Annotated in this window: 21 protein-coding genes and 1 tRNA gene; 15 read left to right on the forward strand and 7 right to left on the reverse strand. The window is 54.4% G+C overall.

Features of this window, described 5'->3' with window-relative positions; genetic code table 11:
• Together EYC98_RS08395 and EYC98_RS08400 are read left to right on the forward strand one after the other, a co-directional pair.
• The coding region (locus EYC98_RS08395; RefSeq protein WP_279244900.1) for a cadherin-like domain-containing protein at positions 1 to 3305 on the forward strand (3305 nt) is incomplete at its 5' end.
• 50 nt (positions 3306 to 3355) lie between these two features.
• Positions 3356 to 4813, forward strand: coding sequence for a sensor domain-containing diguanylate cyclase (locus EYC98_RS08400; protein WP_279244901.1), 1458 nt, complete (start codon positions 3356 to 3358; stop codon positions 4811 to 4813).
• Here the strand turns inward: EYC98_RS08400 and gcvP are convergent.
• The 4 genes from gcvP to EYC98_RS08420 form a co-directional block, all read right to left on the reverse strand.
• Positions 4810 to 7731, reverse strand: a complete 2922-nt coding sequence (gene gcvP / locus EYC98_RS08405; RefSeq protein WP_279244902.1) for an aminomethyl-transferring glycine dehydrogenase — start codon at positions 7729 to 7731, stop codon at positions 4810 to 4812. The two genes, EYC98_RS08400 and gcvP, sit on opposite strands and share 4 nt — an antisense overlap.
• A gap of 39 nt (positions 7732 to 7770) precedes the next feature.
• A complete protein-coding gene (locus EYC98_RS08410; RefSeq protein ID WP_279244903.1) occupies positions 7771 to 8532 on the reverse strand; it encodes an alpha/beta fold hydrolase in 762 nt (253 codons plus the stop codon).
• 68 nt (positions 8533 to 8600) lie between these two features.
• Positions 8601 to 9323 (reverse strand): hypothetical protein, encoded by a 723-nt coding sequence (locus EYC98_RS08415; protein ID WP_279244904.1) that lies wholly within the window; start codon positions 9321 to 9323, stop codon positions 8601 to 8603.
• A 35-nt stretch (positions 9324 to 9358) separates the two neighbouring features.
• On the reverse strand, positions 9359 to 10981 hold the full coding sequence (locus EYC98_RS08420; RefSeq protein ID WP_279244905.1) for a sulfatase-like hydrolase/transferase: 1623 nt from the start codon (positions 10979 to 10981) through the stop codon (positions 9359 to 9361).
• A gap of 249 nt (positions 10982 to 11230) precedes the next feature.
• On the opposite strand from EYC98_RS08420, the gene EYC98_RS08425 reads away from it, so the two are divergent.
• From EYC98_RS08425 to EYC98_RS08435, 3 genes are all read left to right on the forward strand, one after another.
• Positions 11231 to 12181, forward strand: a complete 951-nt coding sequence (locus EYC98_RS08425; protein WP_279244906.1) for a helix-turn-helix domain-containing protein — start codon at positions 11231 to 11233, stop codon at positions 12179 to 12181.
• A 20-nt stretch (positions 12182 to 12201) separates the two neighbouring features.
• Complete coding sequence (locus tag EYC98_RS08430) at positions 12202 to 12771, forward strand: uracil-DNA glycosylase family protein (protein ID WP_279244907.1); 570 nt, start codon at positions 12202 to 12204, stop codon at positions 12769 to 12771.
• Between the two features lie 94 nt (positions 12772 to 12865).
• Positions 12866 to 14086, forward strand: a complete 1221-nt coding sequence (locus EYC98_RS08435) for a serine hydrolase domain-containing protein (RefSeq protein ID WP_279244908.1) — start codon at positions 12866 to 12868, stop codon at positions 14084 to 14086.
• Here the strand turns inward: EYC98_RS08435 and EYC98_RS08440 are convergent.
• Positions 14083 to 15348 carry an MFS transporter gene (locus EYC98_RS08440; protein WP_279244909.1) on the reverse strand — a complete coding sequence of 422 codons (1266 nt, stop codon included), beginning with the start codon at positions 15346 to 15348 and terminating at the stop codon, positions 14083 to 14085. The genes EYC98_RS08435 and EYC98_RS08440 overlap by 4 nt on opposite strands.
• Before the next feature lie 77 nt (positions 15349 to 15425).
• On the opposite strand from EYC98_RS08440, the gene EYC98_RS08445 reads away from it, so the two are divergent.
• Genes EYC98_RS08445 through EYC98_RS08455 form a run of 3 tightly spaced genes read left to right on the forward strand, consistent with a single transcriptional unit; the run spans position 15426 to position 17254 of the window.
• A complete protein-coding gene (locus tag EYC98_RS08445; RefSeq protein WP_279244910.1) occupies positions 15426 to 16313 on the forward strand; it encodes an SDR family oxidoreductase in 888 nt (295 codons plus the stop codon).
• A complete protein-coding gene (locus tag EYC98_RS08450; protein WP_279244911.1) occupies positions 16314 to 16745 on the forward strand; it encodes a nitroreductase/quinone reductase family protein in 432 nt (143 codons plus the stop codon). It begins immediately after the preceding gene.
• A 14-nt stretch (positions 16746 to 16759) separates the two neighbouring features.
• The gene (locus tag EYC98_RS08455) at positions 16760 to 17254 is read left to right on the forward strand and encodes a cupin domain-containing protein (protein ID WP_279244912.1); all 495 of its coding nucleotides are present in this window, start codon (positions 16760 to 16762) and stop codon (positions 17252 to 17254) included.
• On the opposite strand, the gene greB is transcribed toward EYC98_RS08455, so the two are convergent.
• On the reverse strand, positions 17251 to 17757 hold the full coding sequence (greB, locus tag EYC98_RS08460; RefSeq protein WP_279244913.1) for a transcription elongation factor GreB: 507 nt from the start codon (positions 17755 to 17757) through the stop codon (positions 17251 to 17253). The two genes, EYC98_RS08455 and greB, sit on opposite strands and share 4 nt — an antisense overlap.
• Before the next feature lie 48 nt (positions 17758 to 17805).
• Between greB and EYC98_RS08465 the strand changes: the two genes are divergently transcribed.
• From EYC98_RS08465 to EYC98_RS08495, 7 genes are all read left to right on the forward strand, one after another.
• Positions 17806 to 18654: a M23 family metallopeptidase gene (locus EYC98_RS08465; protein ID WP_279244914.1), complete on the forward strand. Its 849-nt coding sequence runs from the start codon at positions 17806 to 17808 to the stop codon at positions 18652 to 18654.
• 46 nt (positions 18655 to 18700) lie between these two features.
• On the forward strand, positions 18701 to 18886 hold the full coding sequence (locus tag EYC98_RS08470; protein WP_279244915.1) for a Trm112 family protein: 186 nt from the start codon (positions 18701 to 18703) through the stop codon (positions 18884 to 18886).
• Positions 18887 to 18890: 4 nt separating this feature from the next.
• Positions 18891 to 19250: a histidine triad nucleotide-binding protein gene (locus EYC98_RS08475; RefSeq protein WP_279244916.1), complete on the forward strand. Its 360-nt coding sequence runs from the start codon at positions 18891 to 18893 to the stop codon at positions 19248 to 19250.
• A gap of 1 nt (position 19251) precedes the next feature.
• Positions 19252 to 21846: an alanine--tRNA ligase gene (alaS, locus tag EYC98_RS08480; RefSeq protein WP_279246055.1), complete on the forward strand. Its 2595-nt coding sequence runs from the start codon at positions 19252 to 19254 to the stop codon at positions 21844 to 21846.
• Positions 21847 to 21972: 126 nt separating this feature from the next.
• Positions 21973 to 23214, forward strand: coding sequence for an aspartate kinase (locus EYC98_RS08485; RefSeq protein ID WP_279244917.1), 1242 nt, complete (start codon positions 21973 to 21975; stop codon positions 23212 to 23214).
• A gap of 146 nt (positions 23215 to 23360) precedes the next feature.
• Complete coding sequence (gene csrA, locus EYC98_RS08490; protein ID WP_279244918.1) at positions 23361 to 23549, forward strand: carbon storage regulator CsrA; 189 nt, start codon at positions 23361 to 23363, stop codon at positions 23547 to 23549.
• Between the two features lie 54 nt (positions 23550 to 23603).
• Positions 23604 to 23694, forward strand: a tRNA-Ser gene (locus tag EYC98_RS08495).
• 282 nt (positions 23695 to 23976) lie between these two features.
• On the opposite strand, the gene EYC98_RS08500 is transcribed toward EYC98_RS08495, so the two are convergent.
• Entirely contained in the window at positions 23977 to 25047 is a 1071-nt protein-coding gene (locus EYC98_RS08500; RefSeq protein WP_279244919.1) for an MBL fold metallo-hydrolase, read from the reverse strand.
• Between the last annotated feature and the right edge of the window lie 359 nt (positions 25048 to 25406).

Below are 25406 nucleotides of genomic sequence, written 5' to 3' on the forward strand. Positions count from 1 at the left end.
CGACCACCGCGGATGTAAACGCGATTGCGCAACAACTGACGTACAGCAACACCAACGACCTGCCGCCAGCCAGTGTGCAGATCAACTGGGATCTGAGCGATGGCAACGGTACGGCGCAAGGCACCGGTGGTGCTTTGAGCGCCAGCGGTTCCATGACCGTCAGCATTACTTCGGTGAATGAGAATCCAACCCTGACCGGCGTAAATGCCACACCGACTTATGTCGAGGATCAACCGGCGATCGTGCTGGATAGCACGGTCACTATTGCGGATGTTGAACTGGATGCGCTGAACGGCGGCGCCGGTGACTACACCGGCGCTAGTTTGACGCTGGCACGCAATATTGCGGTTAACCCCGACGACGTATTTGGCTTCACAGCCGGTAGCGGTATCAGCCTCAGCGGCGGCAACCTGCTCAAGGGCGGCGATATCATCGCCAGCTTTGATACCAGTGTGGCGGGTGAGCTGACCATTACTTTCACCAGTCCCGCTACTGCTGTGGCAACCACGGCGGATGTGAACGCGATTGCCCAACAGTTAACGTACAGCAACACCAACGACTTGCCGCCAGCCAGTGTGCAGATCAACTGGGATCTGAACGATGGCAATGGCACGGCGCAAGGCACTGGTGGCGCACTGGGTGCCAGCGGTTCCATGACGGTGAACATTACTTCGATCAACGAGAACCCGACACTGACGGGTGTGGATGCCACGCCGACTTATGTCGAAGATCAACCGGCGATTGTACTGGACAATAACGTAACGATTGCAGACGTCGAGCTGGATGCCTTGAACGGCGGCGCCGGCGATTACTCGGGCGCGAGCCTGACACTGGCCCGCAACCTGGCGGCTAATTCCGACGATGTGTTTGGCTTTGTCGATGGCAATGACATCACATTGTCTAGCGGCAATCTGGTCAAGAATGGCGATGTGATTGCGAACTTTGATACGAGCGTAGCAGGCGAACTGACTATTACCTATGTCAGTGTCGACGGTGAGATACCAACCACGGCTGACGTCAATGCTATCCAGCGACAGATTACTTACAGCAATAGTAACGACCTACCGCCCACCAGTGTCGATATCGACTGGGATTTTAACGATGGAAACCTTGGTCTGCAGGGACTTGGCAACATGCTGGCATCCGGCGGTACTCTGACGGTTACTATCGAGTCAGTTAACGAGGCACCGACAGTGTCTGGATTGACTACGATCAACTACGTTGAAAATAGCAATGCCATCGTGCTCGACAGTGATGTTGTTATTGCTGATAAAGAACTCGATATAATTGGCGACTATTCTGGCTCCAGTCTTACTCTGGTGCGCAGTGGTGCGGCCCATAGCGATGACATCTTTGGTTTCGCGGATAGCAGCGAGATCGCCCTGATCGGCGGCAGTTTGATCAAGAGTGGGCAAGCCATCGCTGACTTCGATATCTCCAGTCCGGGCCAGTTAACCATTACTTTTACCAACGTTAACGGTGAAACACCGACGACGGCAGACGTCAACGCCATCGCACAGCAATTGACCTATGCTAATGCGAGTAACTTGCCACCGGCTGCAGTGCAGATTGATTGGAGCTTTGATGACGGCAATGGCGGTTTGCAGGGTACAGGCCTGGTAATGGCTGATACCCAGTCTCAAATTGTTACCATTGGTTCGGTGAACGAAGCGCCTACCTTCATTGGACTGGACGCCATTACTGCTTTTATCGAGAACCAGCCTGCGGTCGTTCTGGACGCGGACATGCAAGTGCAAGACCTTGAGCTTGATAGCCTTGGTGGTGGCGCTGGTAATTATGACGGAGCTTCCCTAGTGCTACAGCGGCTGGGCGGTGTTAATTCAGACGATGTGTTTGGCTTCGCCGATAGCAGCGATATTACCCGAGTAGGGGACAGTTTGCTCAAGGCCGGCGCGGTGATTGCGGACTTTGATACCAGCATTAACGGGCAGGTTACGCTGCGCTTTAGCGACGCTAACGGTGAAGTACCTACCAGCGTGGATGTTAACGACATTGTGCAGAAGCTTACTTATAGCAATAGCAACGATATGCCCGCCACGCAGGTCCAGGTCGAATGGCAATTTGACGATGGGAACAGCGGGGCGCAGGGAACTGGCGGTATTGGCATGGTGATAGGGACCAGTACCGTGCAGATAACCGCTGTGGATGATACTGCTCCTGAGTTGGAGGCAAATACAGGCAGTAATCTGGCAACAGGCTCGATTGATGGACTGTCTATTACAGAATTGCGCTACACCGACTCGGAACAGCGCACAGACAGTATTAGTTATAACGTGACCTCAGCCGCAAGCAGTGGTTTTCTGGCCCGTAGTGATGCCCCTGATACGGCTATAACCCAATTTACTCAGGCCGAGATAGACAGCGGTGAAGTGGTCTATATACATACCGAAGTTGGCACTGAGTTCGATAGTTTCGACTTTACAGTCACCGACGGTCAGGGAAATACCAGCGCAGTCGATACTTTTGGTATTCAGATAGAAGTGCAGGACACGCAGATTGAGGTGTTTACCGGCCCACGCGGTCTAGGTGACCCACTGCCGGTGGTCGACCTTGATATGCTAGATAAAGGTTTTACCTCCATTGAAGTTCAGAATCCACCGCTAGAGGAGTACAACCGTAAAGGTGGCATATTTGAAGATACGCCGGTGGCTGACCCGGTAGCACCTGCATTGGACAATGATGCTGATTTTATTCGCAGCGAGCCGACGCAAATACAGCGGGTGTCCGTCGCGGTGGAAGCAGATGTAACGGTTAGCGGTCCCGAGCGAGAAGTGAGGGCGGCTAGCACATTGCAAACTCGTGGTGATTCTGCGTTGATAAGAATGTTGGATACTAGCCGTAATACCTTCGCTGATACTGCCGACTATACCTTGGCTGCACAGCAACAGGCGCAGAGTGAGCCGCAGACTGCAGCCGAAACGCTGCTGTTTGCGCTGGACGATATGCGCGAGCAACTCGAGTCTTCCTTGGCGGAGCAATATAGTAATGAACTACTGATGGGCGGCTCCGCGCGTATGGCAGGAGTAACGCTTTCTGCCGGCTACTTAGCTTGGTTGCTGCGCGCCGGCCCGCTGTTGGCGAGTGTTGCTGCCTCGGTGCCCACTTGGGCACGGTTTGATCCACTGCCTGTAGTGCTGACCAATCACGATAAGCAGGAAGAAGATTTTGAAGAGCTTACCGAGCAGAATAAGCTGGACGCAGAGCAGGAAGAAGCTGCGACATATTTACTCGACAATAGTGCCTACAAGGGACAGAGTAGTTTGATGGAAGGTCGAGACTCTTGAAAGGTTTGTCGCCAATAGCCAGAATCAGCTTAAGTCTGGCGTTGTTGACATTGAGCATATTTCTGACCGGAGACTTATTCTTCGGTAACAGGAGCGATGTGCTGCGCGCGACTATGGAGTCAAGACAGCGGCTGTGTGAATCACTGGCCGTGCAATTCTCCGCACTGGTTGCCAGCGACGATATTGAAACCATTGATCTGACCTTGCAGAACCTGGTTTTGCGTGATGGTGAAATCTCGTCAGCAGCGCTGCGCACAGAAGACGGTAAATTGCAGGCGGAGTCGGGTAATCATCGCGAGCGCTGGGCAGACGTGGCGCCAGGGAAGTCCACCATGACGCACACTCAGGTGCCTATCTTCAAGAATAATCAACGTTGGGGAACTGTTGAAGTTCGCTTCGCAGATGCGGCGCCGGTTAGTACGGTGGATCGTTATCTGTCGCCTTTTGTTATGCTTGCGCTATACATAAGTGTGGCTGGATTTTTTGCTTACGCGTTTTTTATGAAGCGAACACTCAAACACCTTGACCCCGGCGCCGTTATTCCTGATCGCGTCAAATCAGCGTTGGATGTGTTGACGGAGGGCGTCGTGGTGGTCGATTCCAAGGGTCAGATCGTGCTGGCGAACGCAGCGTTTACTGAAAAAATCAATGCTAATTCCAGACAACTGTTGGGTAAACGTTTGGCCCAATTGGGCTGGAACCTTGAAGCGGAGCAAACCGTACCGTGGGAATTGGCGATGCAAACCGGTGAAAGCCAGCTAGATCAGCAAATGCAATTGAAAATGGCCGATGGCACAGTGCTGACGTTTCAGGTGAATAGTTCGCCGGTGCAGGATGAGAAAAGCAAGCCTCAGGGAGCGTTGGCAACATTCGACGACGTTACTGAAATCGTCAAGAAGAACGTGCAGCTTAGCGATATGGTGGGCGAACTGCAGCAGTCTCGAGATGAGGTCAATCGTAAGAATGAGGAGCTCAAGGTTTTGGCGGAACGTGATTCTCTCACCGGCTGCTTCAACCGCAGAGCATTTTTTGAGCGTGCTTATGCGGAGTTTAGCGAGGCGGAACGTTCAGGCAGTGAGCTTTCAGTCATTATGATGGACATTGATTTTTTCAAGGCTGTTAACGACACCTACGGTCACGGGGTAGGCGATGATGTCATTAAGGAAGTGGGTCGTATCCTTGAAGATGGAATGCGTGGCGCGGAAGTCGTGGGGCGTTATGGTGGTGAAGAATTCTGTGTTTTGCTACCCGCTACCGACAGTGCCCAGGCAGCCCGTATCGGGGAGCGCTTGCGGCATGAAATTCAGGAAAAAGTCTGGTTGTGTGACAGTCGCATAGATCAGAAGATAACCTCCAGCTTCGGTGTTACCAGCACCGCTGACTCTGCGGAAAGCGCCGATGCACTGGTAGACCGAGCCGACCAGGCGCTTTACGAGTCCAAGGAAAGCGGACGTAACCGCGTTATGGTGTGGCGCCGGCCTGCGGAGCCTGAGGCAGCTGCCAGCTAGCTTTCGGCAACGGCGCTGTCTGCTGTCGGTGTTTCGCGGTAACTGTCAATCGCCGGACACGCACAGTAAAGATTACGGTCCCCGTAAACATTATCGATACGACTTACCGGCGCCCAGTATTTGCTTTGACGTAGACTCTCCAGCGGATAGGCGGCAGCGTCTCTGCTGTAGCTGTGAGGCCAGCTGTCGGCGACGATCTCTTGCAGTAAATGTGGCGAGTTTTTCAGTGGATTGTCAGTGGCGTCTAAGCGGCCTTCTTCCACATCGCGAATTTCTTCACGTATAGCAATTAAGGCATCGCAGAAACGGTCCAGCTCCCAGCGCGATTCGCTCTCGGTGGGCTCGACCATCAGCGTTCCTGCTACTGGAAACGACATAGTTGGTGCGTGGAAGCCAAAGTCGATCAGGCGTTTGGCTACGTCTTCCTCGCTAATACCGCTACTTTCTTTTAGCGGCCTGATATCAATAATACATTCATGGGCAACTCTGCCATTGCTGCCGGTATAAAGAATCGGGTAGTGATCCTTGAGTCGGTGGGCAATGTAGTTGGCACTCAGAATGGCCACTTCGCTAGCCAGTGTCAGGCCCTCGCCGCCCATCAGGGCAACGTAGGCCCAAGAGATGGGTAAAATGGATGCGCTGCCAAAAGGTGCGCTGGACACAACATCGTGGGTAGTGCTTTGTTGGTCTCCGGGCTCGAGAGGGTGTTGCGGTAGAAACGGCTCCAGGTGCGCACCGACGCCTATAGGGCCCATGCCAGGGCCACCGCCGCCGTGGGGAATGCAAAAGGTCTTGTGCAGGTTTAAGTGGGAGACGTCGGCGCCAAATTTGCCCGGCGCAGCCAGTCCCACCAGGGCGTTCAGATTGGCACCATCCACGTAGACCTGGCCACCGTGACTATGGATCAGGTCACAGATATCAATGACAGATTCTTCAAACACACCGTGAGTAGAGGGGTAAGTGATCATAATGGCGGCCAGCTCGCCGCTATGGCGTTCGGTCTTGAGTTTCAGGTCGACCAAGTCGATATTTCCGGCGCTATCGCACTCGACTATGACCACCTTCATGCCAGCTAGCGCAGCACTGGCAGGATTGGTGCCGTGGGCTGAACTGGGAATGAGGCAGATATTACGTTGCGCGTCGTTCCGGCTCTCGTGGTAACGTTTAATGGCCAGTAAGCCCGCATATTCACCCTGAGATCCGGCGTTGGGTTGCATGGACATGGCGTCGTATCCAGTGCACTCCAGCAGCATGTGCTCCAACTCCTGCAGCAACTGGGTGTAACCGGCAGTCTGGGATGAAGGTGCAAACGGGTGCATATTGGCAAATTCGGGCCAGGTTACCGCCAACATCTCGGTGGTGGCATTGAGTTTCATTGTGCATGAACCCAGCGGGATCATGGCGCGATTGAGCGCGATGTCTTTGTCTTCCAGGCGGCGCATGTACCGCAGCATCTCCGTTTCGGAGTGGTAGAGGCTGAATACCGGATGTTGTAAGTAGTCGACGTCGCGACTGAGCGCAGCGGGAATAGCGCTTGTTCCCTGTAGTTCGGCGTCCAGCTCCTCGACCGTGGCGACGGTATCCTCACCGCTGAAAACCTGCCAGAGCGATTCAATGTCGCTGCGGCCGGTGGTCTCGTCAATGCTGATGGCAAGGCGGTCGGTTCCCACCACGCGTAAATTGAGCCGTGCAGCCTCTGCCCGCTGCAGGATTTCCGCCTGCCGGTCGCCGACATCGATCAGCAAGGTATCGAACCAGGCGCTGTTGAGCTGTTTGAAGCCGGCCGTTGTCAGTCCCTGAGCCAGTATTTGTGACAGGCGATGAATGCGTTCAGCTATTTGCCGCAGCCCTTGTGGGCCATGATACATAGCATAGAAGGCGGCCATAATGGCTAGCAGTGCCTGCGAGGTGCAGATGTTGCTGGTCGCTTTCTCACGGCGTATATGTTGCTCCCGGGTCTGCATCGCCATACGCAAGGCCTGATTTCCAGCGCGGTCAATAGAGACACCTATTATGCGACCCGGAGTGGAGCGCTTATAGGCATCGCGGGTGGCAAAGAAGGCGGCGTGTGGACCGCCAAAGCCCATCGGCACGCCAAAACGCTGGGTATTGCCCACCACCACGTCGGCGCCAAGTGCGCCAGGCGATTTGATAACCAACAGGGACATGATATCTGCGGCCACAGTGACCAGTGTTTGGGCTGCATGAGCGGCTGTTATGAGCGGCTCAGGGTCATTAATCTGACCACAGCTGGCAGGATATTGGAGTAGGGCGCCAAAGGCTTCGGTGTGGCCCAGCAGGCTGGCGGGATCACCCACAACGACTTCAATTTCCAGCGGCTGGGCGCGTGTTTTCACCACGGCCAGTGTCTGTGGATGGCAGTTTTCATCGACGATAAAGACGTTACTACGGTTTTTCTTGTTGACGCGCTGACACAGCGTCATGGCTTCAGCCGCAGCGGTACCTTCGTCGAGCATGGAGGCGTTGGCCAGTTCCATGCCGGTCAAATCCATGATCATCTGTTGGTAGTTGAGCAGACCTTCGAGACGACCCTGAGAGATTTCCGGCTGATAGGGAGTGTAGGCCGTGTACCAGCCAGGGTTTTCCAGCACATTGCGCTGAATCACTGGTGGCGTGTAGGTGTTGTGGTAACCACAGCCGATGTGGCTGCGAAAGACCTGATTCTTGGCGGCTATGCTGCGCAGTCGCGCAATGACTTGCTGCTCTGAACTCGCCCCTTCCAGCGCCATCGGGTGTTTGAGCCGTATCGCTGCCGGTACGGTATCGTTAATCAGTGCATCCAGATCGGCATAGCCTAGCTCGCGCGCCATTGCTGCCTGCTGCTCCGGATTGGGGCCAATATGACGTTGGACGAAATCAGCAGAGTTTTCGAGCTCGGTGAGCGGCGCTGTGTGCATGGAAGAGACCAGTCTGGAAGAAAATTAAGGTGGGGGATTTTACCCAAGCAGGAAGCGCAACACCACTTTATTGAATAGATCCGGTTTTTCCGCATGCAGCCAGTGGCCGGTGCCTTCAATAATCTTGAGTTGAGCGTTGGGGAACAACTCTGCGACTGCGGGCTGATGCTCATCCGTGATGTAGTTTGAATCACCGCCTTTGATAAACAATACCGGTCCAGTGAAACTTTTACCTTGATTGGCGGCGCCCAGTTGTTTGTAGTTTGAGGTTAATGCCTCGCGATTGAGGAGCCAATGAAAAGTCCCGTCTTCTCCTCGTTCCAGACTCTTCAATAGGAATGCGCGTACTCCGGGTTCGGTGACGGACTCCGCCAGTATGGCATCGGCCTGATGTCGGGAGGTAACAGTGGCTGCGGCGACGGCAGCAAGCCCGGCCAGTGTGTCCTGATGGTGGGGAGGGTAATCCACCGGCGCGACGTCTGCGATAATCAGGCGTGAGACCCGATCGGGGTAGTCCAGAGCAACCTGCATGGCAATTTTGCCGCCCATTGAATGCCCCAGCAATGGACACTGCCCGATACCCTGGCTGTCCAGAAAGTCGATAATGTCGGCGGCCATTTCGCGATAACTCATGGTGTCGCAGTGAGGCGACTTGCCGTGATTGCGCACGTCCAGCGAGTAAGTGCTGTAATGAGGCGCCAGCGCACGCGCCACGATTCCGAGATTAGAGGCTGAGCCAAACAGGCCGTGAATCAGAATAATCGGGTCGCCAGCGCCCCGGATAAGGTAGTTCAGTTGCACAACATAGTGTCCGCGTAGCTTTGAGCCGCTATGATACCGCTGATTGATCTGCGGGAGGAAATCGCGAGCTAGTAAACGAACCTGAACCCTAAACCTGCACCCCAATCGTAAGAGCGATCATCACCCACCCCCACTAGTCCCTCTACATAGAGCCCAAAACTCGGGCTTAGCATACGCCCGAACTGCACTTCGGCGGAGGCGGGTAGGGTCTCTGAGTCCCAGTCATAGGGTGCTTTGGCGTCGAGCTTACCCCAATATCCATTATCCAGACTCCATAAACCAATGAGGCGGCCAGCTGTCACCTCAACATCATCACCGCTGTATTCCGTATAGTGTTGCACCAGCGGTATCAGCATTAAATCCTTGCTGACCTGTAGTGCAATGCCGGCAAACGGAGAAAGTACATCAGCATTAATGCCAATACCCTTGTCGGCATTATCAAAGCTGGTTATCCACTCAAGGCCAACGGCCAGGCGATAGGGCGTGGATCCCAGCACTCCCTCTTTTGGGAAATAGATGCCCTTGAGGTGAAAGGTGTTGAAATCCTGTTCACTCTTGCCAGTCACATCTGTATTTGCGTAGTGCAGCTCGTACTTAACCTTGAGCTTCTCAGTTGCCATAAAGGCGCCGTCGGCAATGAAGTCAGTGTACTGGTTGCCCCCCTTTAGATCGAAATGCTGGATACGAAGGTCGGTATTTTTACCCTTTGAAAGCGGATTAGAGGGGTTTTCTTCAGACCACGTGGCGCTGTTGGTCAGGACCATTGCGGTAGCAATAGTGAGTCTGACCAACAGAAGGCCTGATACTCGAGGCCACGCTATATGCATCAATGCCAAGACATAAAGGTTTCAACTGTTTCCAAGCTCTCAGGACGCAGATTCTCGATACCTTCATAGGGCTTACCTTTACCCAACTTATTGTGCGGGTACTTGGCAATGGTCATGCCGTGGCGCTTGGCCATATCTTGAAAGCTTGCGCCAGACCACAGTGAGTGACCGATGAGAGGGTGCTGTTCTCGGGGATCACGGTAGATGTTGTAGACTCCCGCCGCTGCTGCAGGCATGCCAGGTGTTGGCAGATGCATTTTCCACTCTTGCTTAACGATCGACTTCAATATTTCGTTCTCGTAGATGTAGACCCAGTCGCGCCGGCCATTTTTTTCGCCTTCGAGCAATAATGCGGTCTGGTCCACGCCGTCGATCACGCGGTCTCTTGGTATGTATTTATCTGCCTGCGCGATGCGTGCGAAAGTCGTAAACAAGTCCGAGACGTGGACGATATCTGCCGCTTTGCTGTCCTCAGCAATAGCGCCAGGCCAGCGCGCATATGCGTCGACGCGCACCCCTCCCTCCAGGTGATTGGTCTTGCCGCCGCGATAGATCAGCTGGCTCATTCCGGAGGTGCCCTCATAGTGGTACATCAGCCCGTTGTCAGCCATAAACACCACCAGCGTATTGTCGGCAATGCCGAGTTTATCCACTTCATCCAAGATCTCGCCAAACCAGGCGTCGAGAACCTCGAGCTTGTCTGCCATGAAACCGCCATTGCGGGACTGCGCTTCTCCATTGTGCACAAAGTTCAGCGGGTATAAGGGCCAGTACTGCAGAAAGAAAGGTTCGTCCTTGCCCGCCAGATCTCCGAGCTGTTCCAGGGTCTGTCTTTGGTAACGCTCATTCATGCGCTCATAGTGTGCCTGTGTCCATACCTCGCCGGGCTTAAGGTCAACCTCTCTTGCCAGGCCGCCACTGCGGGCTTCGAGGCCAGTCACCAGACCGCTGGGTTTAAACTTCATGTCCAACGCCATTTCACCGTTTTGGGTGCCATGCCACCATCCCAGCATATTGTTGGCCTTGGCTGATTCGGGTGACATCAAGGCTAACTGTACCTGCTGATGAGCAGGGAAGGCCGCGTAGTCAAAGCCCTGATTGTGTGGGAATGCTTCCTCAATATCGCCCTGGTGCCACTTACCGATATGGGCTGTGTTATAGCCAGCCTTTTTCAGCACCTCGGCAATAGTGACTTCGTTGGAGGCCAGACCTTCGCCGACTAAGGCAACTTTGACTTCCTTGATACCGGTGCGTACCGGGTGACGCCCGGTGAGCAATGCGGCGCGGGTCGGCGTGCAGGAAGGTTCTGTGTACATGCGATTAAGAGACATACCCTGACGCGCAAAATCATTGATTCGCGGGGTGCTAATGCCCATTACGTCGTTGAGTGCAGGCTTGCCCATTTGGCCGAAACTAACGTCATCGATAAGAACATACAAAATATTAGGGCGCTGGCCGCCATTCGCCTCGCGTAGCTGGGCCAGTTTTTTGTCGATAGTCTTGTCCTGCGCTGCCCACTGGTCGCGATATTGTGCCTCGACAAAATAGTATTCACCGTCGTGAACAATAGGCTTGGCGGCCAGGGCACTAACGCTGAATGTGCATGCACTTATAACGAGCATAAGTTTTTCTGTCAGTTTGAGTCGTGACCCCAGATGTCTGGTGTTATTGCGGTTCTCCATTATTGAGTATTCTATGCATATTCTAAGTTTGTGATTTGAGGCAGCCGGTGCCCAAAGGTAGTCGGTAAGCGAGCGAGCGCATCTCGTTCTGGCAAGATACCAAATAACAGTCAAGTATTTACCAAACAGGCTAGTCAAATATATCACTTTTCCGTCAGAATGGCTTATCAGTCGCTGGAGACAAGTCTTGTGAACGTGTTATGCCAACGCATTACTGCCCCATCAGCCGTAGATTTGTCTTCTGTCCTGACTACGCTAGGCTGGCAGGCTGAATTCCGTCAGCTCGATCGCGGCGCAGAGCCTGTCGAAGCAGTAGCGCTGCAGGGCTGCACTGTCGGGGTCATGCAAATAGCGTTCAATAATCGCGTGCATCAGCTAGCGGTAGCCCCTGAAGGGTGCGTCACGTTTGGAATACCCACAGGGCCTCAAGCGCCGGGGCGTATCGGCCGCAGGCCTTTACCATCTGAGTCACTCACCTGTTTTCATCCGGTTGGTGGTCTCGATGCCGTCAGTCAGTCCGGTTTCTCTGCCTATACCATAGCGATCGAAACCACACTTTTAATGGACACAGTGGCACTGTTTGACCGATGCGGGCAGACTGGTCTTGAGGCAATGCTGGGTGTTCTGGTCACTCCGCCGCCCGGCCAACTGGCTCAATTACGAAGTACAATACGCTCGACTATGTCCATTATCACTGACGCGACAATCTCCACGATGGCTAAAACAGCGGTTTGGGAAGAGTTACAAGCGGACTTGCCATTACTACTACTAAAAGCCTGGGGCAGCGGAGAACAGTCTTTCTATATTCACAGCAGCTCACGCGCCCGAGCCTTGAAAAGAGCACTGGAATATATTCACGCTACTGAGGGGCAGGTAATCTCTATCTCACAATTGTGTCAACAAGCCTGCTGTAGCCTGAGTACGCTAGAGCGCGCATTTCGCGAGCATTTTGGGGTGAGCCCCAAGCAGTATTTAACAGCTGTCAGAATGTGCAGTGTTAGAAACACGCTGCTGGACGGCGCTGAGACGCGTCCGATTATCGACATAGCTGCTGATCAGGGTTTTTGGCACATGAGCAAATTTGCCGCCGATTACCGAAGGTTGTTTGGCGAGTTGCCTTCGCAGACCCGGCGTTTCTAGTTTTTTAGCCCAAGGCGCCTATGATTCCGCTGATTGAATTGCTGGACGACATTCGTGGCTGTGAACGCTGCGAGTTACCGTTGGGACCCAATCCGGTAGTGCGCGCCAGCGCCACGGCTAGACTGCTGATTATTGGCCAGGCTCCCGGTACTCGGGTGCATGCCAGCGGTGTGCCCTGGGATGATCCCAGCGGCGACCGACTGCGTGACTGGCTGCAGATGGATAAGTCGCAGTTTTATGACACTGCAGAGATTGCGATTATGCCCATGGCCTTTTGCTATCCGGGTAAGGGTGCTTCTGGAGATTTACCGCCACCACCGCTGTGTTCGCAGACCTGGCATGAGCCGTTGCTGGCGCACATGCCGAAGGTGCAAACCGTACTGCTGATCGGCAGCTATGCTCAGCAGTATTATCTGGGCAGAAGCAAAGAGAACCTGACAGCCCGCGTTCAACGCTGGCGTGACTTTGCGCCCCGTTACTGGCCCCTACCGCACCCATCGCCGCGCAATCGGCACTGGTTACGACGAAACCCCTGGTTTGAGGCCGAGGTGGTGCCCGCACTGTGCACACATCTTAGCAGCGTGGCTTGATTACTCGCGGTCAGTCTGTGTAAGGTGACTCGCTGACGGCAGGGGACTTACCCTGCCGGAAAACTAACAAGTACCCGAGGGGAGCCCCACTCACTTGAATATTGTTGATCCCGTTAAAGTAGGAATGTGCCCAAAGCAACTGCAACGTATTGGTTCGCACCTGCGCAACGCGTATGTGGATAAGGGCAAAATCGCCGGAAGTCTGACGCTGATAGCGCGTCGTGGAGAAGTTTGTTATCTGGAGGCCGAGGGTTCGATGGACCTGGAGCGTGACAAGCCGATGTCCGCTGACGCTATTTTCCGGATCTATTCCATGAGTAAGCCGGTGACCTCGGTGGCGCTGATGATGTTGTATGAACAGGGCAAGTTCTCGCTATCAGATCCGGTGCATCGCTATATTCCGCAGTGGCGTAATTTGGCCGTTTATAAGACCGGCACTTACCCGCTAATGGCCACCGAGCCTTGCCGTAAGCCGATGACGATTCGTGACCTGCTGATGCATACCTCTGGTCTGACCTATAGTTTTCTGCGGGCAACCAACGTCGACCGTGCCTATAGAGAGCTGGAGGTTCAGCACCCACGGGCAGGTTATACGCTGCAAAATATGGTTGATGAGCTGGCGCAGTTGCCGCTGGAATTTGAGCCTGGCTCGGCCTGGAACTACTCAGTCGCGACTGATGTGTTGGGGTACCTGGTGGAAGTTATTTCGGGGCAGAGCTATCCGGACTATTTACAGGAACATGTGTTTGGACCCTTGGGCATGGTTGATACCAGTTTCAGTATTGCGCCAGACAAGGTAGATCGCTTTTCCAGTTGCTATGAGAGGGATTTCAACAAGCAGTTGGTGCTGCAGGATGATGCCGGCGATAGCAGTTATCAAGATGTCAGTTTTTATTCTGGCGGTGGTGGGCTGTTGTCAACGGTCAGCGACTACTACCGCTTTTGTCAGATGCTCCTCAACGGAGGAGAGCTGGATGGGCAGCGTTTGTTAGGGCCTCGCACTGTAGAGTTCATGACCCGCAATCATCTGCCCGGCGGTCAGGACATGTCTGCCTTTGCCCGTGGCAGCTTTAGTGAGACCAGCTATGAAGGCGTAGGCTTTGGCTTGGGTTTTGCCCAGAAGGTCGACCCGGTAAGTAATGGGTCACTGGGCTCGGTGGGCGAGTATTTCTGGGGCGGCATGGCCAGTACGTTGTTCTGGGTGGACCCGGCCGAAGAGCTTGTCATGGTCTTCATGACCCAGCTGGTCCCTTCAGGTACTTTCAATTTCCGGGGCCAATTGCAGTCGCTGATTTATCCCGCGTTAGTCGACTAGTGTCGTTGGCGCGGCTCAGGCACGCGCAGTATGAGCAGCAGTGCACCGGCGCTAAGAAAAGCGGTAGCCGCTAGAAACACCGATTCATAGCCCAGCAGGGTGGCGAGAATGCCGCCCAGCAGCGGCGCCAGTGCGCCAGCAGCTTCAGCACTGGAATTGGCAATACCCAACCGCAGCGGCAATTGATCGCGATGACCAAATTCGAGCGTCATATTCATGGCGGCGATGCGAAACCCTTCCTGAGCAGCGCCTATGCCCACAAAAACCACAATCACCGCCCAGTATTCTCGTGATAGCAGCAAAGCCAGTGTCGCCGCAATCCACAGCAGTACTGAACCAAGGAATACCACGCGGAACCCGCTGCGATCGGCGAGAGCGCCCCAGACCAAATTGGACAGGGTGGCCGCCAGCGTGAAGGCGATGGTCAATACAGCCAGTGTTTGCCCTGACAAACCAATGCTCGCGCCGGCATAAAGGATATAAAAGGGCAGTGCCATGCGGCCCATAGTGGTTAATGCCCGAGCAACAACATAGTGGCGAAACTGGGGGTCCTGACGCAGAAAGTGTGGCACTGAGCCGATTTGTTGCCAGAGTCGCTGACGGGCGGCGACCGTAGGTGGCACCGGTTCCCGAACCAGCGCCAGAAACAGCAAACCAGCGCTGGTGAGGCCAAAGGAAATCAGGAAAATCCAGCTGTAGCCAATGACGCTAGGTGGCTCGCCCAGCAGGTAGTGGCCGCCGTACCAGGCGACCAGGGCGGTGGTTATGCCCGCCAGAAAATTGCGCAAACCGGTCAACTTGCCGCGATTGGATACGGGGATGACTTTCGCCAGTAAGGTCTGAAATACCACTATCTGCATGCCAGCGAACAGACCAAACAGACCCAAACTGGCAATGACTGCGTACAAAGCCACATTCTGAGGGAGGAAGAAGCCAGCAAGCGCGAGGGCGAGGACGCATAAGCGCATGGCGCCGCCGGTAACGATGCCCATCGGCAGCACGCGTTGGCGGTGGCCCACCAGGTTGGCGCTGATCATCGGCGTTAGGGTACTGCCCAAGGCTTGTAATGCCAGCGCCAGCCCGACAGCAAAGTCTGACCCCCCGGATAGCAACAGTATGTAGGCGGGGACGAACGTAGGTGTGTTGACCAGCCTGAAGCCGGTTTGGCCGAGCATGCCATGCACAAGATGAACGACGAAGTTGCGCGGCAGGTCGCGTTGTACCTGAGCTTGGTACGCCAACTCTGCCGTATTATCAGTCACTGTTTACATTGTCCTTCACATTGTTACGAAAGAGTCTATCCTAAGCGCACTTCGATGTCCGACATGAGGAACACACAATGACATTCAACAAACGATCTACTGCAGATCAGGTTACCGAGGATCTTGACCTCAGTGGCCAGGTGGCCGTTATTACCGGTGTTAATTCAGGGCTTGGGTTGGAGACGATGCGCGTGCTGGCAGCCCGCGGCGCGCATATTATTGGCTTGGCGAGAACGCTGGAGAAGGCGAATGAGGCCTGTGCTGGTATCGACGGGGAGACTACACCGCTGGCCTGTGAGCTGAGCGACCTGGCTTCGGTTAGAGAGTGTGGACTGGCGATCAAGGCTATGGGTGTGCCGATTGATATGCTGATCTTGAACGCGGGGATTATGGCGCCGCGAGAATTGACGTTGGCGAATGGAGTGGAAATGCAATTTGCGACCAACCATCTTGGCCACTTTTTGTTGTTGCAGCACTTACTGGAGCCGGTAAAACAAGCCAAGGGACGAATTGTTATTCTGTCCAGCGCAGCGCATATGACCAGTAATCGCCGCGGCATAGACTTTGACAACCTGGACGCGGGTTTGGGTTACGATGCCTGGCGCTTCTATGGTCAATCCAAGCTGGCCAATTTGATGACAGCCAAAGCACTGGTAAAACGACTCGAAGGCACCGGCGTCACTGCCAACGCACTGCATCCCGGTATTATTCGAACTAATTTGGGCCGTGATGCCGGCGGCTTCCTGATTCGCTTCATCTCGATATTTGCCGGATTGATTGAAAAGACCATACCGCAGGGCAGTGCAACTCAGTGTTATGTTGCGGCGCATCCGGATTTGGACGGTGTAACCGGAGAATATTTCAGCGATTGCAAACGCGCCTCATACAGTAAGCATGCCGATAATGAAGAGTTGGTAGAGCGGCTGTGGCAGGAATCGGAAAAAATGGTAGCGGAGTACTTATAAATGGCTTTTGATCAGAAAAAACTGGAACGTGAATTTTTCCGTCGTCTCAATGGTGTTGTTGAACCCGCTGTCCGCCGTGGCATAGGGTCACCAGGCTGTTTACCGGCAGGTCTTATATTGCTTGAATCGACCGGCTTCAAGTCTGGGCAGAAACGTCGCACGCCGCTGGTGGCTGCCCGTATTCTGGACCATGTTGTGGTCAGTACCGTGCGCGGTGATAAGTCTTTTTGGGTCAAAAACCTGCAGAAGAAGCCTGGTACCAAGTACTGGCGTGGCGGCAAAGAGCAATCCGCCAAGGCGTTCGTCATTATGCCTGGAAAGCAGTACCGCAGCCCCAAGTCTTTGCCAGATTCCCTGCGCAAGCTGACTGACCTGCTGGCACCTTTGACGGAAAAAGGGTTTGCCTTTGCCGTGCTGGCGCCCACTGCATAAGGCGGTCCTTGGCGGTGAATAAGCAGCAGTGGATTGATCAGCTCGGTCTGCAAGCGCATATAGAGGGCGGCTACTTCAAGCGCAGCTTTGCGAGTCAGCAATTTAGCGCCGATCCCGCTGGCGATGAGGAGAGGCTGAGCCTCACCTGCATCTACTATATGCTCAGTGACGACTCGCCGCTGGGTTACTGGCACCGCAATCGTTCCGACATTGTGCATTTCTTTCATCAGGGAGCAGCGCTGGATTATTACCTGTTGCAACCTGACGGGGTTTTGTCGCGCCACGTACTTGGCAGCGATGCCGCTGCGGGAGAGGTACTGCAATTGGCAGTTCCCGGAGGCACCTGGAAGTGCACTCACCTAAGTGTTGGAGAATACGGCTTGATCAGCGAGGCCGTGGTGCCGGGTTTTGAATATGCTGATATGGAGCTGGGTAGTGTGAGCCAGCTAAGTGCGCAGTTTCCTCAGCATACGGCGCTGTTTGAGCGTTACTGTAAACCGGCTGGCTAGTCAGGTGCCACGTAGCTGATAGCGACAATGCTCCAGTACACCGGGCCTTCCGGGCTCTGCACGACCGCTTCATCGTCAACCCGCTTGCCCATTATGGCTTTGGCCAGCGGTGAGTCCATGCTCAGTTTTTGTTGGCGCAGGTCAAATTCATCCGGGCCCACGATGCGATAGTGGACGGTCTCGCCAGCTTCGTTCTCCAGTGTTACCCAAGCGCCAAAATAGACCTTGTCGGTAGACGAGGGCAGGCGGTCCACGACATCTAACTCTTCGAGACGTTTATTCAGAAAGCGCACGCGACTGTCGATTTCACGCAGGCGCCGCTTGCCATAAATGTAATCACCATTTTCTGAGCGATCGCCATTTTTGGCGGCTTCGTGAACGGTAGCGGTAACGGTTGGCCGCTCTACCTTCCACAGCTGATGTACTTCCGCGCGCAGAGTAGCCTCTCCTTCCGGAGTGATATAAGCAGAACCGCGTGCGCGGGGTGGTCGATAGCGTCCCATTTGGGTATGTTACTGCACTAACCCCGAATGTGAATAACGATGTTTTTGATGCCGCAAACCAGAACACCCTATAAGTCCAGTAAGCGGGCACCCTGCACACTAACAGTCCTCATACTGCTGGGGTTGTTCAGTCACTCGGCGTTCGCGAGTGCCTGTGTTGAACTGAGTGGTGAGCCGAGACAGGGCGCGCTGCTGTGGGGGAAAGTAGCGTCAGGTAGTGAAGTGAGGCTGGATGATCAATTGTTACAGGTTGGTGCAGGCGGTGAGGTGGTATTTGGCTTTGGCCGCGATCAGGCAGCAACGGCAGAGTTGGTGGTCAGCGGGCCAGCGGCTTGCCAGCAGACTCTGCAGGTAGCCGCGCGTGAGTACAACATCCAGCGGGTGGAAGGAGTGCCCCAGCGAACTGTCACGCCAGACCCTGAGCATTTAGAGCGGATTCGACGTGAGGGCCAATTGGTGCGCGATGCCCGCAGTAAAAGTCATGCCGGTACAGACTTTATGGCCGGATTTCAGTGGCCAGTGCAGGGCCCCATCTCTGGGGTCTATGGCAGTCAACGCGTCTACAATGGAACCCCAGGCAGGCCTCACTATGGGGTAGACGTAGCGGTGCCCAAGGGTACCCCGGTATCGGTGCCCGCCGCAGGCATTGTGGTGCTGGCAGAGCCTGATTTATTTTATTCCGGGGGTACTTTGATCATCGACCATGGCAGCCAGGTGACGTCTACCTTTCTGCATATGAGCAAAGTTTTGGCCCGGGTTGGGCAGAGTGTCGAGCCTGGAGACATTGTTGGTGAGGTCGGCGCTACCGGGCGCGCCACCGGTCCACATCTCGATTGGCGGATGAATTGGCGCGGGCGTCGGGTAGACCCGCAGCTGCTGGTACCACCGATGCCCTAAAGTGCATATAATACGCGCCCTGAATACAACCCTGACGAGCACTGGCATGATAGACAAGAAACTCCTGAGCATACTGGTATGCCCGGTAAGCAAGGCTCCCCTGGAGTACAACGACGAGCAACAGGAACTGGTTTGCAAGGCGAGCGGGCTGGCCTACCCTGTGCGCGATGGTATTCCGGTAATGCTCGAGACAGAAGCACGCCAGCTTACCGCTGACGAGAAACTGGGTTAAGCCAATGTCCGATACTATATTTGCGAAGATCATCAGTGGCGAGATTCCCTCGGAGTTTATCTATGAAGATGAGCACTGTGTGGCGATCAACGATATAAATCCCCAGGCTCCGGTGCACGTACTGGTGATTCCGCGCAAGCCGATCACGCAGTTGTCTGCGGCACAGGCTGAAGATCAGGCGCTGCTGGGGCATTTGTTGCTGGCGGCCAATACAGTGGCGAAGCAGTTGGGGGTTGATGAGGCCTACCGACTGTTGATTAATAATGGTGAAGGCGTGGGTATGACGGTATATCACCTGCATCTGCATATTCTTGCGGGCCGCACCATGGCGGAAGCACAATTGGCACAAGGACTCGATGCCTGATATGAAAAGCGCTGAGATTCGTGAGGCCTTTCTGGCCTATTTTGAAGAGCAAGGCCACACCCGTGTGGCGAGCAGTTCACTGGTGCCCGCAGACGACCCGACGCTGCTGTTTACCAACGCCGGAATGAACCAGTTCAAGGATACTTTTCTGGGGCGGGACCCGCGTGCTTATAATCGAGCTACCAGCAGCCAGCGCTGTGTGCGCGCGGGTGGCAAGCATAATGATCTGGAAAACGTGGGCTATACCGCGCGCCATCACACTTTTTTCGAGATGCTGGGTAATTTCAGCTTCGGCGATTATTTTAAGCGTGAAGCCATACAATATTGCTGGGAGTTTCTGACCGTCACCCTCGGGTTGCCGGCTGAGAAGCTGTGGATCACGGTGCATGTCTCCGATGACGAAGCGGCTGACATTTGGATTAACGAGGTGGGTGTCAGCCCCGATCGCTTATCACGCCTGGACGAAGACAATTTTTGGCAGATGGGTGATACCGGGCCCTGCGGACCAAGCTCAGAAGTGTTCTATGACCATGGTGCTGAAGTGCCGGGTGGGCCACCCGGCTCGGAAGATGATGATCTGGATCGCTATATCGAAATTTGGAACCTGGTGTTCATGCAGTACAACCGCGATAGCCAGGGCAATATGGAGCCCTTACCGGCGCCATCGGTGGATACCGGCATGGGATTGGAGCGCGTTGCGGCGGTTATGCAAGGCGTGCACACCAACTACGAAATAGACCTGTTTCAAAACCTGCTGAAAGCAGCGGCTGAGGTGCTCAGCCTGGATTCGCTAGAACACAATTCTATGAATGTGATTGTCGATCATATTCGGTCCTGTGCCTTTTTGGTGCTAGACGGCGTGCTGCCTGGCAATGAAGGCCGCGGTTACGTGCTGCGACGCATCGTGCGGCGGGCGATTCGACATGGTAATAAATTGGGTGCCCGGCAGCCGTTCTTTCACAAGCTGGTGGGGCCGTTGGCACGAGAAATGGGCGCTGCCTATCCTGACCTGCTCAAGGAACAAGCGCGGATCGAGAAAGCGTTGTTGGCGGAAGAAGAGCAGTTTGCAAAAACCCTGGATAATGGCATGGGTATGTTGGAAGAAGCGCTGACCGATCTGCCGGGGTCTGAAATTCCAGGTGCGGTGGTGTTCAAGCTTTATGATACCTACGGTTTCCCGGTTGACCTGACCAACGATATTGCACGAGAACGAGGTCTGAGCCTGGATATGCCCGGCTACGATGCGGCAATGGCTGAGCAGCGCAGACGTTCGCAGGAGTCAGGCAGTTTCAGCATCGACTACAACGATGCGCTGGAGCTGGAAGGCAGTACTGAGTTTACCGGGTACGACGCTCTGGCCGGTGCTGGCACGGTAACGGCTTTGTTGAGCGATGGCGAGATAGTGGAGAGCATCCGCGCGGGAGATAACGCGGTGGTGGTGCTGGATCGTACACCGTTCTATGCGGAATCTGGCGGCCAGGTGGGTGACAGTGGTTACCTGACTGCTGCAGACATCAATTTTGAAGTAGCAACTACCCGCAAGGGCGGTAATCAACACCTGCACCATGGTGTGTTGCAGCAAGGTAGTATCAGTGTGGGCGATACACTGACCACAGAGGTTAGCGCCGAAGTTCGCGAAGCAACGGCTTTGAATCACTCTGCTACGCATTTGTTACATGCGGCTTTGCGACAGGTGTTGGGTGACCATGTGGCTCAGAAGGGCAGCCTGGTGGACGCCCAGCGACTGCGCTTTGACTTTTCTCATGGCGAGGCCGTAAGCGCTGAGCAGATCAAGCAAATTGAGGCTATCGTCAATACACAGGTCCGCACTAACACTGCAGTAGAGACTCAGGTTACCGATATGGACAGCGCTGTCGCTGCCGGAGCCATGGCGTTATTCGGTGAGAAGTATGGCGATGAAGTGCGGGTATTGAGTATGGGCGATGGGTTTTCTGTCGAACTCTGCGGCGGCACCCACGTCACTCGCACGGGTGATATTGGATTGCTGCGCATTACCTCAGAGTCGGGAATTTCGGCAGGAGTGCGCCGCATTGAGGCCGTCACGGGAGCTTCTGCGCTGGCAGCAATGGATGAAGCTGAAGCGCGTCTTGCGGCAATCTGTGATGTCGTAAAAGGCAACTCCAGCAATGTCACCGATAAAGTGGCAGCGTTGCGTACAGAAAATCGTGAATTGGAAAAACAACTGGCTCAGCTGAAGCAGAAGCTTGCCAGCTCAGCGGGTGGCGATTTGGCCGGCGACGCGGTGGAAGTCGGTGGTTTCAAGGTGCTGGCGGCTAATGTGGCCGGCGCAGACGCGAAATCGCTGCGCGACACCATGGATCAACTCAAGAACAAGCTGGGCAGTGCGGTGATACTGCTGGCGGCCGTCGAGGATGACAAGATAGCCTTGAGCGCCGGTGTTACCAAAGATCTGACTGACCAGGTCAAAGCAGGTGATTTGATGCGTGAGTTTGCCGGGCGTTTGGGCGGTAAGGGCGGTGGTCGTCCTGATATGGCGCAAGGTGGTGGCAGCGATGTGGCGGGGCTGGATGCCGCATTGGCGGCGGTACCTGAGTGGGTTCAGTCACAACTCTGAGATCAGTGGCGCTGCGGCGCCCTTGGTATTTCTGACGGTTTAATTTCTGTTCAATTTGGTGTTTAATACGCGCCCTTTCGTTGAGGCCTGCCTCAGCGAAACAATTACTATAGATTTCATGGTGTTATGAGCCTAATTGTACAAAAATTTGGTGGTACCTCGGTCGGTTCTATTGAGAAAATAGAAGCCGTGGCCGATAAAGTGGAACGTTTTCGCAAGGACGGCCATCAGCTCGTGATTGTGGTGTCGGCGATGAGCGGTGAAACCAATCGCCTGATTGGTTTGGCTCAGGAAATTTCAGCATCCCCGACACTCCGCGAAATGGACGTTTTGGTGAGCACGGGCGAGCAGGTCACAACAGCCCTGCTTAGCATGGCGCTGAACAAGCGCGGGATACCGGCGAAGTCTTATAATGGCAGCCAGGTGCGTATTCTGACCGACGACGCACATACCAAGGCACGTATACGCGAAATTGATGATCAACGCCTGCGCGGCGACCTTGATGCGGGCTATGTGCTGGTTGTGGCCGGGTTTCAGGGTGTCGACGAGAATGGCAACATCACCACGTTGGGGCGGGGTGGTTCAGACACCACTGCGGTCGCACTGGCAGCGGCGCTGACAGCTGATGAATGCCAAATTTATACTGATGTTGACGGGGTTTATACCACTGACCCACGCATGGTGGACGGCGCCCGCCGCCTCGATTCAGTGACTTTTGAAGAAATGCTGGAAATGGCCAGTATGGGCTCCAAGGTCTTGCAAATAAGAGCGGTAGAGTTTGCAGGTAAGTACAAAGTGCCACTGCGCGTCCTGCATAGCTTTCAGGATGGCCCCGGTACATTGATCAGAGTAGAGGACGAAACTGATATGGAAACGCCTACGATTGCCGGTATAGCCTTTACTCGGGACGAAGCCAAGTTGACCGTGCTGGGAGTACCTGACACCCCTGGAGTTGCGCACAAGATACTGGGACCTATAGGTGCGGCGAACATTGAAGTCGACGTTATCGTACAAAATGTCTCGATTGATGGCAGTACTGATTTTACCTTCACCGTGCATCGCGATGAGATGGAACGTGCCAAGGGAATACTGGACAGGATTGCCGCGGAGCTTAATGCCCGTGAAGTGATCGCTGATGATAAGATCGCCAAAGTGAGTCTGGTAGGCGTGGGTATGCGTTCGCATGCTGGTGTTGCCAGTCAGATGTTTGAGGCACTGGCAGACGTGGCAATCAATATACAGATGATCACCACTTCGGAAATCAAGATATCGGTCGTCATTGATGAAAAGTTTCTGGAGTTAGCCGTGCGCTCACTGCACTCCGTATTTGAGTTGGAAGTGGAACCTACCGGCGTTGTTGTTGACTAATTAGTAAGTGTTAGTTTATATACTTGCTTTTACAGTGATGTGCACGATACTTAAGGCACATTTTTAATTTATTCGTCTGCGATGATCGCATTGGAAGCAGGGCTGCCGTTGGCAGACGCAGTCACTACAGAATACAGGACCAAGACATGCTTATACTCACACGACGCGTCGGTGAAACACTGATGGTAGGGGATGAGGTTACCGTAACTGTGCTTGGCGTAAAGGGTAATCAGGTTCGTCTGGGGGTAAATGCTCCCAAGCACGTGGCTGTACATCGCGAAGAAATATACAACCGTATTCAGGACGAAGACGAATCAGACGATAAGCCCGAATAATCCGACCTCTCGGCCTTTGATTTTCCCTCCATTGTGGTATTATGCCGCGCTTCTGGAGAGCTGGCCGAGTGGCTGAAGGCGCGCCCCTGCTAAGGGCGTATAGGCTAATACCCTATCGAGGGTTCGAATCCCTCGCTCTCCGCCATACAAACAAAAGACCCGGCCTAGTGCCGGGTTTTTTGTTTGTATGGCGGAGAGCTTTGGAGGTGCAGAACCAACCTTCGACAAACTGCGACGTAAGGAGCAGTTTGGCCGCCCGCAGCGTAGCGAGGACGCCCCGCAGGGGTCAGAACAGCCCTGAGGCTGGTCTGAGCAATCCCTCACAAAAGACCCGGCCTAGTGCCGTGCTTTTTGTTTGTATGGCGGAGAGCTTTGGAGGTGCAGAACCAACCTTCGACAAACTGCGACGCAAAGAGCAGTTTCTGGCTTAAAGACCATTACTGGTCTGTATGATCTCCTTGGAATTGGCGGGTAACGAAAACGCCACACCATCGGCGCCGATGGTGTAGTTCGGAAAAATATCTTCAGCGCCGTTCAGGTACAGCGTTTTCTGACCCGGAATGATAAGCGGCGGCACGATGTGATAGTAGAGCAGGTGGCCAACGTCGGCATCGCGGGCGGTCTCTGCAGCCTCTACCGGGCTGGCGTGATAGTCCAGAATGTCGTGGGTAATCTTGGCGAGGATCTCGTTGCCATTTTTGTTAGCCGCCTCGTGCATCATATTCACCAGATTGGGCGCGAGTGCCTCGTGTACCAGCAGGTCGACTCCCTGCGCAAACTGTTCGATATTGGCATACTTCACGGTATCGCCAGTGATAAGGATCGTCCTGCCCTTGTAACTGAAGCGATAGCCGACAGCAGGCTCCACAGGAGCGTGCTCAACAGCGAGGGCTTCCACCTTAAGTTCGCCGTCATCGATAAGCGTCGCGAGCTCGCCCAAGGCAGGCTTGGTGAAGGGTTTGGCAACTAACCCAGCGCCGCTCAGTGGCGCTACACTGTCGCCGTGGTGTTCATTGCGATAGACGAAGTCTTGAGCGTAGGCCATGTTGAAGCCGTCAACAACGCGCTCTACGCCCACAGGGCCGTGAACGGGCAATGGTTGCTTGTTATCACCACCTGCCCAACGCAGTGTGGCTAGTTCGCCGAGGCCGTCTATGTGATCTGAGTGGAAATGGGTAAGGAATACGCCCTGCACATTGCCGGTCTGGTATCCCATGCGACCCAGATTGCGGGGACTGTCGGTGCCCACATCGACGACAAAAAGCTGTTTGCCGGCAATGACCGCCACGCAGGGTCCAGACGCATTGGGTGAGGGTAGTGGGCCGCCAGCGCCACACAGCGCCAAGTGTAAGCCATCTTCAAGTTCCGTTACGCGGTCTGCCCCCAGGCGTGATTCCAGCCCTTTTTCTAATAACTGGGTCGCGATGGTAGCGCGCTGGGAGTAGGCGAGCATGATGACTGCCAAAAGCGTCATTGAAAGTAAGATGGACCTTTTCATTTTGTCTACTCCTGAAGAATTCATCGAAAGCGCTGAGCTGATATCGAAGTATATGTGTTAGCACCTACAATTGCGCGCCAGTTAGAGCAATCTGCATAAGCAGAGTACGTTACGGAGAGCTGGCTTTAAGGACTTTACTAGCAGCCAGGAAATATGTAAATATAATATGACATAGGTAGTGCCAATATGCATGTTTGGCGAAATTGCTGTTGCGGTCTATCTGGAATTACTATTTTGCCTTGTGCTACCCGGATAGATTTTCTATAGCTGGCGCTTTCAGGCTTGGTGGCATGATAGTTCTCTAGAGCTGACTAGAGCTGACTAGAGCTGACTAGAGCAGTGCTTATTGGAGGATGGGA

Origin of the sequence: Candidatus Litorirhabdus singularis, from assembly GCF_026262625.1 — a bacterium.
GTDB lineage: Bacteria > Pseudomonadota > Gammaproteobacteria > Pseudomonadales > Halieaceae > Litorirhabdus > Litorirhabdus singularis.

Coding starts and splice junctions, on each gene's coding strand:
- EYC98_RS08500 (WP_279244919.1), bottom strand. CDS start 25,047: ATGAAAAGGTCCATCTTACTTTCAATGACGCTTTTGGCAGTCATCATG.
- EYC98_RS08485 (WP_279244917.1), top strand. CDS start 21,973: ATGAGCCTAATTGTACAAAAATTTGGTGGTACCTCGGTCGGTTCTATT.
- EYC98_RS08430 (WP_279244907.1), top strand. CDS start 12,202: ATGATTCCGCTGATTGAATTGCTGGACGACATTCGTGGCTGTGAACGC.
- EYC98_RS08445 (WP_279244910.1), top strand. CDS start 15,426: ATGACATTCAACAAACGATCTACTGCAGATCAGGTTACCGAGGATCTT.
- csrA (WP_279244918.1), top strand. CDS start 23,361: ATGCTTATACTCACACGACGCGTCGGTGAAACACTGATGGTAGGGGAT.
- greB (WP_279244913.1), bottom strand. CDS start 17,757: ATGGGACGCTATCGACCACCCCGCGCACGCGGTTCTGCTTATATCACT.
- alaS (WP_279246055.1), top strand. CDS start 19,252: ATGAAAAGCGCTGAGATTCGTGAGGCCTTTCTGGCCTATTTTGAAGAG.
- EYC98_RS08420 (WP_279244905.1), bottom strand. CDS start 10,981: ATGCTCGTTATAAGTGCATGCACATTCAGCGTTAGTGCCCTGGCCGCC.
- EYC98_RS08475 (WP_279244916.1), top strand. CDS start 18,891: ATGTCCGATACTATATTTGCGAAGATCATCAGTGGCGAGATTCCCTCG.
- EYC98_RS08450 (WP_279244911.1), top strand. CDS start 16,314: ATGGCTTTTGATCAGAAAAAACTGGAACGTGAATTTTTCCGTCGTCTC.
- gcvP (WP_279244902.1), bottom strand. CDS start 7,731: ATGCACACAGCGCCGCTCACCGAGCTCGAAAACTCTGCTGATTTCGTC.
- EYC98_RS08470 (WP_279244915.1), top strand. CDS start 18,701: ATGATAGACAAGAAACTCCTGAGCATACTGGTATGCCCGGTAAGCAAG.
- EYC98_RS08465 (WP_279244914.1), top strand. CDS start 17,806: ATGCCGCAAACCAGAACACCCTATAAGTCCAGTAAGCGGGCACCCTGC.